Here is a 12,567-nt window from a genome sequence, read left to right as displayed (position 1 = left end):
CCAGTCATTCCGCGATCTTTCCTGTCTGCCCCCGGCGAAATGCTGTCCTTTGACAGTTGTAGAGTCGCAAATTTCGCTGCACAGTCTCAGGGCTGGCTGCACTCCGACTGCACTTGTGCAGTCGATGTGAGACTCGCTGTTCAGCGCCGACGCCCATTCGGGTGACAGCGGGCGAGACGCGCTCGTCCCCGGCTCTCCAGGCGACACCGTGGTGTTGTGGGCCGCCCCCCTCATCGAATGCTCACCGGGGAGAAGGCCAAGGCCATCCGCGCCGCGATCGGCGCGTGACCCGGCCTCCTGTGCGTCCGCCCTCGTCGGGCAGGGCAGGCGCACGGGTCAGCACGCTCTGCACATCGGCTCGGGTGCGCCCTCACGGCTACGCCGTTCCGCGCCGTCGACCAGCAGATCTCCCACGACCTGGAGCATCCGCTCGCCATCGTGCTCTCAGCCGGGAAGGTCGAGCAGGGCAAGGGAGTTGAGGGCAGCTCGGCCGGGGCACCGGCAGGTGTCTTGCTCAGTCCTTGATCGCGGCGGCGATAAGGGCCTGAAGCTGCCCGGCGGTGCGGTCGAGCGGCCGCATACTGCGCTGGGCGCGGCACATGGCCACCGTGCCTTCGACAGCCGCGACGATGAGCGTCGCGAGCTGCGCGGCCTGTTCGGCCTCGGCGCCGTGGGCCCGGAGCGAGGCGGCGAGCAGTTCTTCCCACTGCTCGAAGACCTCGGCGGCGGCGGCCAGGGCGGGGGGAATCTCGTCGGCCGGGGGCTCCTCGATGGCCACCGCCAGGACCGGGCAGCCCGCGTGGAAGTCGCTGTCAACGACGATCTTGCGCCACAGGCCGAGGAACGCCCGCAGCCCTTCGGCCGGGCCCGCCTCCAGCTCCTTGCGCAGGCTCCGGGCCACCCACTCGCCGGTGTACCGGACAGCCTCGGTGGCCAGTTGCTGCTTGCCCTCGGGGAAGTAGTGGTACGTCGAGCCGAGCGGGGCCTTGGCGTGTTTGGCCATCTCTCTGATGCTCGTGGCACTCAGCCCGCGCCGGCTGATCATGTCGGCGGCGCCGGCCACGATCCGCTCGCGCGACGGCGCACTGCTCTTGACCACCTGTGCGCTCCCCTCTGGTTATAACGTCCGTCATAGCCTACCGTGGCGGCGTCTATAACACTCGTCATAGGAGCTGCCATGCCCATGATCCGGCTGACCGTGCCGACCGGCGCCCTCACCGAGGAGGGCCGCGCCGCCGTCCAGCGCGACCTCGCAGCCGTGCTGCTGCGCTGGGAGGGTGCGCCCGACACCGCCTTCTTCCGCTCGCAGGCGTGGAGCTACCTCGCCGAGCTGCCCGAAGGCACCCAGACGACCGCCGAGGACGACGCACCCCGCTTCCTTGTCGAGGTGACGGTGCCGCAAGGGGCACTGTCCGAACGGCGCAAGGCCGGACTGGTCCAGGACGTGACGACGACCGTCCTCGCCGCCGCCGGCCTCGCTCCGGACGATGCGCTGCGGGTGTGGGTGCTCGTGCACGAGCAGCCGGACGGCACCTGGGGTGCGGGCGGCTCCGTCATCCGCTACGCCGACCTGGTCGCCCTGTCCCAGCAGGACAAGGAGCGGGCCGATGCGTGAGCTCACCTACGTCGCCCGCCGCACGGTCGAGTGGCGCGAGGCCCCGGACCCGAAGCTCCGGTCCGACCAGGAGGCGATCGTCGCGCCGGTGGCCGCCACCTCCTGCGACGTGGACTCCGCGATCCTGGCCGGACACGGCTTCATCGACCCGCCGTTCGCGCTCGGGCACGAGTGCGTCGCCCGCGTCACCGACGTCGGCGACGGCGTGACCACCGTGGCGCCCGGCGACCTCGTCGTCGTGCCCTGGCCCATCAGCTGTGGCACCTGCGACCACTGCCGCACCGGGCTCACCGCCCACTGCATCTCGGTCCCGCACATGGCCATGTACGGGGCGCCGATCGGCGGCAGCTGGGGTGGCCTCTTCTCCGACCTGGTCCGCGTCCCGTACGCGGACGCCATGCTGGTCCCGCTGCCGACCGGACTCGACCCGGTCGCCATGGCCGCGGCCAGCGACAACTGGTCGCTCTCCTGGCGCCTGGTCGCACCCCACCTCAAGGCCCGCCCCGGCGCCCGCGTCCTGGTCGTCGCGCGCGGCAGCATCGGCCTGTACGTCTGCGACATCGCCCGCGCCCTCGGCGCCTCCGACGTCCTCTACGTCGACCCCGACCCCGAACACCGCAAGCTCGCCGAGAGCTTCGGCGCCCGCACCGCCGAGACCATCGAACCGATCCGCCACGGCTTCGACCTCGCCGTCGAGGCGACCGGCCGCGTCGACCAACTCACCCTCGCCGTCAAGTCCCTCGCCCCCGAAGGCATCTGCGAATCGGCCGGCAACCACTTCCGCCCCGGCGAACTACCGCTCCTCGACATGTACCTCACCGGCGTCACCCTGCGCATCGCCCGCGACAACGTCCGCGCCCACATCCCCGACGCCCTCGACCTCGCCGCCTCCGGCACCGTCGCACCCGAACGCGTCGTCTCCCACGTCCTCGACTGGGAACAGCTCCCCGAGGCCCTGCCCGAGAAGCACCTCAAGCCCGTCTTCGTCCGCGAGGCCACCCCGGCTGAGCCCGCACGCTGACTCCGCCGTCGCCACCCGCGACCACGCGCACAGAGACACTCGATGAACGCGCCCCTCACCACCACCCCGCACGATCCCGCAGCCGAAGGCGGCCTGGAAGGCCAGCGGGAGGCGATCGCTACCCTCGGCCACGAGCTGCGCCTGCTCGTCGACGCCACCGTCCGCACCGCGGCCTCCCCGGAAACCCAGCACCACTTGGCAGACGCAGACGGCGTCCGCGCCCTCACCGGACAGCTCACCGGCCGCCGCCGCTCACCGAAAGAGATCGCCGAGGTGGATGAGTTCCCGGACGGAGCACGGATGTACAGCCCCGTCACCGGCGCCGGCAGCCCGCTCGCGCCACCGATGCACGTCACGCCCGTCGACGGCGGCGTCATCGGGCGGTGCCTCCTCGGCATCGCCCACGAAGGACCGCCCGGCTACGGCCACGGTGGCATCAGCACCATGCTCCTCGTCGAACTGATGGGCTGGGCCTGCGCCGCCGTCGGCAAACCGGGCATGACCATCTCACTGCAGATGCGCTACCAAGGCCCTGTCCCCCTGGAGACCTCCTTGCAGGTGACCGCCCACATCACAGGAACCGACGACCGCAAGCTCTTCGTGAAAGGCACGATCACCACAGAGGACGCCCCGTCCACCGTCCTCGTAGAGGCGGACGGCATCTTCCTCGCCCCCGCCCCAGAGGCCGCGCGCACCCTCTTCCCAGCCCTCGACCACGCGAAGCAAATCACCGACCGGTGAAGAAATGACGCGGCCCTGAGACTGAGGAACCTCAGCACCCGCCGAGACCAGCTACAAAGCCAATGGCCAGGAAGGCGACATGTGACACGGCCGGTGAGAACCTACAACAGCGAAGTTAGTCGTGTGCAGGCCGCTGACCTGGTCGACTGGGTTGGATGTCAACAAGTCTGCTCGGGTGCGGCTGTTCTTGAGTGAGATCGTGAGTCCGCCTGGGGATTCGTGTTTGTGTCGGTTGGGCGGAGGATAGAGGCGTCCGCGTTCTTTCTAGGTGTGGTAGGTCCAGTAGGCCGGGAAGCCGCCGTAGCTGATGATGGTGCGGAGGGTCAGAACGGCTTCGGCGCCGGGGACGCTCCGTCGGCTGCTGGCGATCTCGAACCGGTCGGCGATCAGATGGCGTGCGGCGCCTCCGACGGTGCCGCTGGCGATCGGCCAGCCGGCAGCTAGGGCTGGTCGCTAAATGGTCTACGTCCAGCTCGGCGACCGCCCGTCGGGCTCTCCGTAGGGGACTGGCCGACCGGTGAAGGCGTCGAGGAGAATGCGGTCCCCGAGCGGTTTCTGCAGCTCTACTTTGACGTTCTGTTCGATCAGGTCGGCGCTGCAGGGACCGGTCTGTGCTCCCTTGACGGAGGCGTACAGTACGACGTTCTCGTCCGTTTCCAGTGCCTTGACGACGGGGCCGTCGTCGCACGCTCCGTGAGCGGCCTTTACCGTGATGGATCGCCCGTCCGTCGCTGTTCCGGCAAGCCCAGGGACACTCTTGAGGCCGCCGGCAGACCCTTGCCGGGCTTGTGAGATCGGTTGCTGCGGAAGCTTTGACGGGGTGACGGCCACACGCTTGAGCGGGGTGTCGTAGCCCTCCAGTGTGAACAGCCACGCGGGAACAGTGGCTGTTCCCCGGCTTGTGATGATCGTCGTCTGGCCAAGCTTCGCTCCCGTCACCGTCAGCCTGGGGCCCTCACTGCGGTTGAGGGCGAACGACTGGTACGCCTTCTTCGCCCTCCCCAGCGGACGAGTCAGAGCTTTCCCATCGGTCCAGTCAATCTTCCCCTGCTCCGTGGTCGCGACCGGCAAATTCCCCTTCAGTGCGAAGTTCTGGGTTTCGTAGGCCCGCTTGTCCGCCTGACTGTGCCAACCGGACTCCGGAATCTGTACCGCGTCGGCCATGGGGTAGTACCCCTGGCGCCATGCAGCGGCAGCCCCGGACCCCCGCCAGGCATCCGCTACCTGGCGGGCGCGCTCTTCCTGCCTCTGCAGCGACTGACCATTTGTGTGACCGTCGTCGGCTTGCGAACCGCCGCCGCATCCTGCAAGGAGGCAAATGCCCAGGAAGGGCACGAGAACCAGGCCGACAGGGCGCTTCGTTTGCTTGTTCACGTCGTTCCCTCGGGATGTGCCGTCGATGCATTCTCTGGCGGAAGCACGGCGTGCAGCAGCTTGTTTGGTTCCTGACGCCAGCTCTGTGTTCACATCTTCGACGCAGAGCGGGGCCATCGGGTTCGCACCGTCGCTCACGCCGCCTGCGGTGCTGGTCATACCGCAGGCGGCGAGGCGGGGGCCAGGATCGGATGCGAGACCGCAACCACCATGCAGAGTGGCGCTGGCAACTGCATCGCACACGCACTGCCAGGCGGCACAGATCGATCGCGCTGCCGACCCTGACTGGTCACCACTCCGTCGGCCGCACACAGAACAGCATGGCGGACACCGGGCACTCGAAGGCCCGGCCAGACCGATGGTGGCGGGAAGCCGAGGGCGCGGGGCTCCCGCCACTGTCCGTGCCCACGGACATGCCCCCATGCTCGCAAATCGAGAGCCAGCCTGTGGCGGCGCAGAAACCCCCAACAATGCGGTCACCCCGGTGGCGCAACGATCAGTGTCCAGGCCCAGCAGCCCAGCCTTGCGGACCGCCGAGATCGGCTGCTCCATCTCTGCCAGCAGGTGCCGTGTCTTTAAGCTGACGAGGGTAAATGCCCTGCTTCGATGTGATGAAGCCCTTTCATCTGTAAGCCGCAGCACAGGACGGATCACATGCAGCAAGAGTTCACCGCGACGATTAGCACGTCGCTGGGGCAGATCCTCGTGAAGCTGTTCCTGGAAGAAGTAAGGGAGCCTGTCATCCAGTTCTACGCTCTCGCATCGGGAACCGGGAGGTGGGTAGACCCACGGACTGGCAGCATCGGCATCGGCTCGATCTACCACGAGACGATCATCTACCGCGTGATCGACGGACTCATGATCCAAGGGGGGGACCGGATGGGTGATGGGACCAGCGGGCCAGGATTCTCGCGCCCGAATGAGTTCCATCCGGATCTGACGTTCGAGCGGCCTTACATGCTGGCGTTGACCGCCACCGAACCAGATGCCATCGGCTCACAGTTCTTCATCACTACCCGGCCGGCGCCGGACCTCGACGGACTGCACACGATCATCGGCGAGGTACTGCAAGGACAGGACGTCGTTGACGCCATCGCCCACGTCCCGACAGACCAGGACGGCCGCCCCACCATGGAAGTCGTCGTTCACTCCATCAGGACCAACCGTTCCCCCTTCGAAGGCGAACCGTACATCGACATCTGAGCATTGGGATGCCGCCCCCCACTTTCCCCGTGGTCAAACGAGCCCGCTCCCGCTGCGGCTCCGCGGACGCGCAAAACCCGGCGCCGGGGCGGTCTGGGTCCGTGCCAGAGTGATGCGCATGATCCCCGCACACGTTCCCGACGGGCCGCCGCTGACCTACCTGGACAGCTTCGACATACCGGTCCTATTCCGAAACGGGCCGGCGAATAAGCCTCGGAGGCAGTGGCGGACTGCCAAGCACAAAGCGTGGGCAGGATCGGACGGGTTCCCGACGGCCGACGGTTGGTACGCCCCGACTACTACGTGGCGGGAGATCATCAAGGCTGCGACCGAGGTCGGCCGCGACGTCACCCCGCACCTGCAGAACCAGCCGCGCTACGCACACGGGGAACTCGTCGCCCGGGTCTCCCCGCTGTACGCCTACCTCGGCGCGCACCCCGTCGAGCCGCGCCATCCCGTACCGGGCGCCAAGGGCCGGCGCCTGACCTGGAACCCGGTGTACGCGCACGGCACCGAGCGCAGCGCGAAGAATGCCGCCGGCTACCGGCTGGGCATGACGATGACCGAGTGGGCCTGCCGCTCGTTGCTGGGCCTCGGCCAGACCGAGCACCTCGAACTCGGCGGCCCCATTCCCGCCCTGCGCAACACGTTCAAGGATCCGAAGAAGATGCTGCCCGACCTGTGGGGGCGCCACGAGGCGGAGGAGCTGTACTGGCTGGTCGAGGCCAAGGGCGGCGACGTTGGTCTCGGCACGCTCCGCAAAGGGTGGGCGCAGCTGGCGGCCGGCAGCAAGGTCCTCGGTGCGCACGCGCACCGCACCGTCCTGGTCGGGGCGTCTGTACGGCCTGGGGACGATCTCTTTCTCACCGTCGACCACGACCTGCACCCTGGCCTACCGCCCCTCCCCCCTGCCGGGTCCGGCACCGACGACGCGGCCGGCCCGGGCAACCTGGAAGACCACCTCGGCGACAGCGACGACGCGCTCATCGGCGCGGCCCGTGCCCAGATGCTCGCCTACCTGGCGCTGCGCTCGGCTCCCGCCTCGCAGGTGCGCACCGTGCCCGTTCCCGCCGACCGCGCTTCCCGTCACCGGCGTTCCGGGCTGACCACGCCCCTGGAAGACGATGGCCTCACTTTCGCCATGCGGGCCGACGCCCGCGGGGAAGCAGCGCCCGACGTCGAGCAGCACACCCTGCGGGCCGGAATCCGCTCCATGGGCCTCGACGACTTTCTGAGTTGCCGCATCCCCGGCACTGAGGTCCACCTCGGCATGTCCCGGAAGCTGTTCGCCGCCTGCGAGCGCCTCCACGAGGAAGACCTAGCCATCGCCCGGCGCACCCCAGGACTACGCGCCGAGGACCAGCCGGCCGCCGACCTGGAACTCAGCGACGAAGCTCAGGAAGAACAGCGCCTCACCCAACGGCGCATCTTCCGCGAACAGCAGGAGGAAGCCCGCCCACGGCTGCGTCCCCTGCTCCGCGACGCCTACGAACGGGGCGCCACAAGCAACTGGAGTGACCTGCTGCGCCGTCCCCAGGAACCGGTACTCGATCTGGAAGGCGACGAGAGTCTCCTCGAAGCGGCGACGCCGGAAACGTACCTGGCCGTCAGCCGCTACGACCTGCCCCCAGCACACCCCTAATCGCCCGACCAGCAGGCCGCGGCCCAGGCCGAAGGCGAAGCCGGAGAGAGCCCGCTGTTCCTGTGACTGAGCACTCGAAATGGCGAACCGATGCGTGACTTGACAAGCACAGCAACGCGGTCATCACCGCAAGCCGGTGCTCTGGCCCAGGTGCTGGCCAGTCACGGCAGCTTGCTGTACCGGACCGCGGGAAAAGCTGTCCCGTTGAGGGTCATGATGGGACGACACTGTGCAGGTGAAGCTGTTCGATCCGGGCTTCGAGCCCGAAGAGGTGATCACGCATCCCCGACACCAGGCCGCGCAGGCACACCTGGTGCCGTTGATCGAGCGCGTACGGGCCTGCCGCAGCCCGCAGGACGGCTACGAACTGCAACAGGACCTGCTGCGACACATCCTCGAAGTGGAGGACCACCGCAACGCCCTCAGCCAGGCGGTCAAACGCATGCGCGCCGGCAAGGCGCCGCAAGTCGGTGCGCCCGAACCGCAGTCAGGGCTGGACGCGTCCGACATCAAGACGTGGATCCTCGAGCGCGAGCTGTGCGAGCGGGTGGCGCGGCAGTTCCGCTCGATCGGCGACGCGCTGGCCTGGAGGGCCTTCAACCACGACCGCCGGTACATCCTGGCCCTGTGCCGAAACGCGCCGCCCGGAATCATGGCGGGCAAGGCTGGCCTGAAGACAGAGCTGGAGACCGTAGAGAGCCACTGGCGCGACAACGGCCAGTTCGCACTCATGCACGACCTGACCTACTGCCTGCGGATCGGCGACATCACCGTCTGGCAGGACGACGGACCCCATACCTATGAGATCAAGACCAACGCCAGGTACCGCAACGCTGTCCAGGAGCAGCGGATCGCGACCGCGTACGAGGCCATCCGCACCGGATCCGCCTTGCCCGGGGACAACCCCCGCGAGCGGCTCCATGACATCGACACTCCGCTGCTGACGCACATGGAGCTACTGCAGACCGCGACCCAACGCGCCGCCAAAGACGGGATCTTCGCCGCCAAGATGCCCGGCAGCCGTGCCCTGATCGCCGTCGACCTGCACGGCGTGGTCGGCCAGGGGTGGACGACGGAAGAGTTCGGACAACGGCTGGCCCGTCAATGGAACGCCGCACGCCGCCGCGCACGCATCGGGGACCAGCCCGACTTGAACATGCACGCCACGAGTCTGGACAGCGTCTCACGCGACCCGCTGCGCGTCCCATGGGGCGTCTACCCCCTACACCCCATTGCCGCAGCACGCCTGATCGGCGACGTGATGACCTTCGCGGTGGAGACCTCGGGCCCTTCCCTAGCCGCAGACCTGACCACCCGGGACATCCCAGCGCAGTGGGTGCGCCCACCGGGAACCGAGGACCTCGTAGCTGGCGAGGTCCTCATGGAGATGCACAGCCGGGCCGAATGGCGCATTCCCAACGGACTCACCGCCAAGCTGTCCCGGACACTGCAGCTGAGGCGCTCAGAAATGGACCGCTACCTGATCGAACTGCTGGACCAGGACTGCTGGGCAGCAGGAATCCGGCACCTGTTGCTGTCCCCAGACACCTCAGACCGGCCGTGGCCCGTCTTCCGCGACGAGGGCCATACCTGGCTATGACGCTCACCGGCCTGGCCTGCTGGAGCTGCAGGGAAGTTCCGGTGTGGAGAGAGTTGAGGGAGAGTGGACTTCAGCCCATCGCGGAGGTGGCTCGTCTGGCCCGGCTACTCGACGGGACCGATCCACCCGAGGCCATACTGTCCGACTTCTTCGAGTCCTACCAGCACGCACGGGACGAGATCGAAGCATTCATTGACGCTGTCCGCGCGCACCTCGACGGACCTCCTTCGCTGGTGTGATGCGTCGTAGTCAGCCGGACAGGCCACCTACGCTCACCGCCTATAACTCATTGTGAGCCGATCGCCACTCCGCGTGAAGTCGCAAGTTAACTTGCTCCACTCCCAAACTGTCGCACTCCTGTGGTCGACTGAGCGTCTCAGGTGGCCACGCTGGCCACCTGAGACGCTCAGGAGACGCCCTCACTCCGAGGGTTGAAGGGGGCCGCCGTCACGTCCAGAACGAGGCAGCTCGGCGAGTGGGACTTTTCGCGCTAAGCCAGCCCGCCATAGTGTGCCCTTTCACTCCTGGTGCTAGCGGTGCTGAATGGACCTGTCAATACGCTGACCAGGGCGGCAACCCCGGAAAGCCACTCAGGGCTCACACCCGCGCATACAAGCACGACCACTGTGATCGTCACAGTGACCACGACTACATGCCACTGCTGCGCACCGTGTAGCGGCTCATCGCCTGGGGCAGTCACACATTGAGGTACTGGCATGTACTTCTCCTCTCAGGTTCGCCTGGGAATTGGGCCCTTGATGCGCCTCAGGTTGGGAAGCCAGAAACGCGCGCCGAGGGCCCTTTCATGTGCCAAGAGACTTGCCCACCATCATTGCTGGCGGCAGATGCGCATTGATCGGCGTACAGCCTCACAAGGGGGCGCATGGCCAGTATGGTCGGGGTATGACAACCGAGCCCTAACTCCTTCCCCCGCCAGCACATCCGGATGAGCACAAGCCGCTGCCGGTTGCGTGGCCGCGACGACTGCAACTGGCTCCGACATACTCCTTGACCTGCCTGCTCCGAAGGTCGGGGCCATTTCAGACCTGGGTGCGGTTCCTTTCAAGTGACGGCCGCGATCAAGTTGTGGGGTCATAGTTCCGCTGGTGAGTGGGTCAGACGTCATGCTGGAAAACCATGCGGCGGGGAACCGTGCTTCGTCGGGATACTGGGCCGGTGAGAGACGCCATGGCTGAGTACGAAGCGGATACTGAACAGTTGATGCGAAGGGTCTACCTCGGCGTGCGCGAGGACAGCCTTGACCCACAGGACGTCGTCGCTCTCGCCTGCGAACTGCTCGACTGGTTCCATCACACCGACGCCGTCCTGGAGGTCGTCGAGCGGAACCCGGCCGAGGTGCCGCAGGCGGAGATGACCGTCCTGGCCCGGCGCATCCTGGACGATGTGGGCTTCGACCCCGGCTTCGACCTCGCCCCCGAACGTTTGGAGGCGTTGCGCGCCGCACTGCGAGTCGTGGCCCGCGACCTGCCCACGCGTGGGATCGAAGGCGAACCGGAGATCGAGATCCTGGAGGACTGGTTCCCGGTGGGAGCCGGTGTCCGTCTTGCCGACGGCGAACGGCTCAACTGGGACGGCCCCATCCTGCCGAACATGTGCGACGACCCGGTCATGGCATTGACCGGCCTGGCGATCCTGATCCAGGAGAGCCTGCTCGAATGGACCTGGCAGGTCTGGCCGGTGTGCCCCGGGCATGACCTCGGCGTCCACGCCTCGGAGCGTGATCGCGAGGTTGTGTGGTGGTGCGCGGGCGATGGCGGACACATGCTGGCGCCGGTCGGCGAACTCGCGCGCGCTCTCGGCCGCCGTCGCCCCAAGTAAGGTCGGCGGCGGAGTGCAGTTCGTTTCGAACGACCGCCGTGATCAGGCGGTGAGGCTGTAGTTCTGCTGGTCGGGGCTGGGGGAGAGGCGTTGATGTTCGCGGGCCGTGTGGAAGATCCAGTAGTCCTCGAAGTCGCCGTTCGTTATCAGTGCGCGGAGTCGGAGGACGGCTTCGGCGCCGTCGAGTCCCCAGCGGGCGCCGGTGATGTCGAGGCGGACGGCGATCAGATGGCGGCAGGCGCCTTCGACGGCGCCGGTGGCGATGGGCCAGCCGGCTGCGAGGGCGGTGTCGTAGTGGAGTTGGTCGAGGTGGCCGGTGAGGTAGCGGTGGCAGGTGGTGACGGCCTCGTGGCGGGTGGCGGGAAGCTGTTCGGCTGCGGCCTGGGCGGTCATCTCGGTGGCGGCGCGGTCGGCGTGTCCGGCGAGGATCGCGGTGAGTTTGTCCGCGGCCCAGGTCTCGGCCTCCCGGCTGCCGGGAGGGTGGAAGGCGTGCGCGGCCGTCCAGCAGTACTCGGCGACATGGACGAAGTCGAGCAGGACGTGCAGGCGGATGCCGCGGCGGGAGGCTTCGTCCTGGATCAGGTCGAGTTGGTGGCGGGCGCCGTCGACGAGCACGATCCAGTCCCGCAGATGCTGCGGGTCGCGGGCCTGGGCCTGGTCGAAGGCGTCGGTGATGACCTGCTCCGAAGGACGGATCACCGAGGCGGTGCACCATTTGCGCTCCGCTTTCGGACCCGGCCTCGGCGTCCGGCTCTCGCTGCGGCCGCCGGGCGGATGCACGATGTCGTGCGGCCGGCGCGGGGCGGGTGCGGTGTCGAAGACGCAGGCCACCGTTGCCATGCGCTTGCGGTTGGGTTTCTCCCCGGGAGCCAGGCGTCCGCGCCGTCCGGCCGCCGCGGTCTTGGCTGCGGCCCGACGGGTGGCCTCGCGCAGGGCTTCGGGGCGCATCACCACGCCGAGGCGGCGCTTGCCCAGCACTCTTCCGCATCGTCGCTCGATCGCGGCCTGGGCCTGGTCGAAGGAGCCTCTCACGGCTTCCAGGACCGCGAGCCGGACCAGGCCGCGGGAGTGCTGGCCGGCGGGCAGCGACAACGCTTCGTCGGCCGGGTGCACGTTGGACACGCCCCGGCCGCGGTAGGCGATCCTGTTCACCCGTACCGGCCCGAACACGCAGGTCAGCCTGCGGGGATGGTTGCTCTCCCGCCAGGTCCGAGGCCGTCCTTCCGGCCCGCGCACCACCGGCCGTTCCACGCCGATGCGGGCCGCCGTTTCTTCCGTCCTCGCACGCAGGTCGAGGTGATCCTGCATCAACTGCCGCAGCGGTTCGCGTCCTTGCTGTTCGAGCAGGCCCTCCAGCTCGTCATGGGCCATATTCCGCGCTGGGGCGTCGGCCAGCGTCGAGACGAGGCGTTCGAAAGCATCACGGGAGGCGGCATACCCTTCAGGCTCGAGTAAGGCGTCATAGGGTTCCATCTGGGGCTCTTCTTCGGCTCTTCTTGCGGTTCGTTCGGTTGGCACCTTCGAATCTACGG

The 12,567-nt window shown here is 67.9% G+C and carries 10 protein-coding genes; 7 read left to right on the top strand and 3 right to left on the bottom strand.

What is annotated here, in order from left to right:
- Positions 1-514: 514 nt before the first annotated feature.
- On the bottom strand, positions 515-1,099 hold the full coding sequence (locus tag ACFWXC_RS00555) for a TetR/AcrR family transcriptional regulator (protein WP_384470701.1): 585 nt from the start codon (positions 1,097-1,099) through the stop codon (positions 515-517).
- A 78-nt stretch (positions 1,100-1,177) separates the two neighbouring features.
- Here ACFWXC_RS00555 and ACFWXC_RS00550 point away from each other — a divergent pair, with 78 nt between their 5' ends.
- Genes ACFWXC_RS00550 through ACFWXC_RS00540 form a run of 3 tightly spaced genes read left to right on the top strand, consistent with a single transcriptional unit; the run spans position 1,178 to position 3,377 of the window.
- Positions 1,178-1,615, top strand: coding sequence for a 4-oxalocrotonate tautomerase family protein (locus tag ACFWXC_RS00550; protein WP_384470698.1), 438 nt, complete (start codon positions 1,178-1,180; stop codon positions 1,613-1,615).
- On the top strand, positions 1,608-2,636 hold the full coding sequence (locus ACFWXC_RS00545) for a zinc-binding dehydrogenase (protein ID WP_384470695.1): 1,029 nt from the start codon (positions 1,608-1,610) through the stop codon (positions 2,634-2,636). Before ACFWXC_RS00550 ends, ACFWXC_RS00545 begins: the two co-directional genes overlap by 8 nt.
- Positions 2,637-2,678: 42 nt before the next feature.
- Positions 2,679-3,377, top strand: a complete 699-nt coding sequence (locus ACFWXC_RS00540; protein ID WP_384470692.1) for a PaaI family thioesterase — start codon at positions 2,679-2,681, stop codon at positions 3,375-3,377.
- A gap of 462 nt (positions 3,378-3,839) precedes the next feature.
- Here ACFWXC_RS00540 and ACFWXC_RS00535 read toward each other — a convergent pair whose 3' ends face one another.
- Positions 3,840-4,910, bottom strand: a complete 1,071-nt coding sequence (locus tag ACFWXC_RS00535) for a hypothetical protein (RefSeq protein WP_384470689.1) — start codon at positions 4,908-4,910, stop codon at positions 3,840-3,842.
- A 495-nt stretch (positions 4,911-5,405) separates the two neighbouring features.
- Here ACFWXC_RS00535 and ACFWXC_RS00530 point away from each other — a divergent pair, with 495 nt between their 5' ends.
- From ACFWXC_RS00530 to ACFWXC_RS00515, 4 genes are all read left to right on the top strand, one after another.
- A complete protein-coding gene (locus ACFWXC_RS00530) occupies positions 5,406-5,954 on the top strand; it encodes a peptidylprolyl isomerase (protein WP_384470686.1) in 549 nt (182 codons plus the stop codon).
- A gap of 118 nt (positions 5,955-6,072) precedes the next feature.
- On the top strand, positions 6,073-7,596 hold the full coding sequence (locus tag ACFWXC_RS00525) for a gamma-glutamyltransferase (RefSeq protein WP_384470683.1): 1,524 nt from the start codon (positions 6,073-6,075) through the stop codon (positions 7,594-7,596).
- A 235-nt stretch (positions 7,597-7,831) separates the two neighbouring features.
- Positions 7,832-9,196, top strand: coding sequence for a hypothetical protein (locus tag ACFWXC_RS00520; protein WP_384470680.1), 1,365 nt, complete (start codon positions 7,832-7,834; stop codon positions 9,194-9,196).
- 1,221 nt (positions 9,197-10,417) lie between these two features.
- On the top strand, positions 10,418-11,035 hold the full coding sequence (locus tag ACFWXC_RS00515) for a hypothetical protein (RefSeq protein ID WP_384470677.1): 618 nt from the start codon (positions 10,418-10,420) through the stop codon (positions 11,033-11,035).
- A 42-nt stretch (positions 11,036-11,077) separates the two neighbouring features.
- On the opposite strand, the gene ACFWXC_RS00510 is transcribed toward ACFWXC_RS00515, so the two are convergent.
- The gene (locus tag ACFWXC_RS00510; protein ID WP_384470674.1) at positions 11,078-12,508 is read right to left on the bottom strand and encodes an ISKra4 family transposase; all 1,431 of its coding nucleotides are present in this window, start codon (positions 12,506-12,508) and stop codon (positions 11,078-11,080) included.
- Between the last annotated feature and the right edge of the window lie 59 nt (positions 12,509-12,567).

Origin of the sequence: Streptomyces sp. NPDC058683 (assembly GCF_042716195.1) — a bacterium.
Taxonomy (GTDB): domain Bacteria; phylum Actinomycetota; class Actinomycetes; order Streptomycetales; family Streptomycetaceae; genus Streptomyces.
The sequence above is the reverse complement of the archived record's forward strand: the minus strand, read 5'-3'. Positions and strand labels throughout refer to the sequence as shown.

Bases quoted from the DNA above. Each gene is read 5' to 3' on its own strand.
- ACFWXC_RS00550 (WP_384470698.1), top strand. From the start codon at position 1,178: ATGCCCATGATCCGGCTGACCGTGCCGACCGGCGCCCTCACCGAGGAG.
- ACFWXC_RS00545 (WP_384470695.1), top strand. From the start codon at position 1,608: ATGCGTGAGCTCACCTACGTCGCCCGCCGCACGGTCGAGTGGCGCGAG.
- ACFWXC_RS00540 (WP_384470692.1), top strand. From the start codon at position 2,679: ATGAACGCGCCCCTCACCACCACCCCGCACGATCCCGCAGCCGAAGGC.
- ACFWXC_RS00535 (WP_384470689.1), bottom strand. From the start codon at position 4,910: ATGACCAGCACCGCAGGCGGCGTGAGCGACGGTGCGAACCCGATGGCC.
- ACFWXC_RS00530 (WP_384470686.1), top strand. From the start codon at position 5,406: ATGCAGCAAGAGTTCACCGCGACGATTAGCACGTCGCTGGGGCAGATC.
- ACFWXC_RS00525 (WP_384470683.1), top strand. From the start codon at position 6,073: ATGATCCCCGCACACGTTCCCGACGGGCCGCCGCTGACCTACCTGGAC.
- ACFWXC_RS00515 (WP_384470677.1), top strand. From the start codon at position 10,418: ATGCGAAGGGTCTACCTCGGCGTGCGCGAGGACAGCCTTGACCCACAG.
- ACFWXC_RS00510 (WP_384470674.1), bottom strand. From the start codon at position 12,508: ATGGAACCCTATGACGCCTTACTCGAGCCTGAAGGGTATGCCGCCTCC.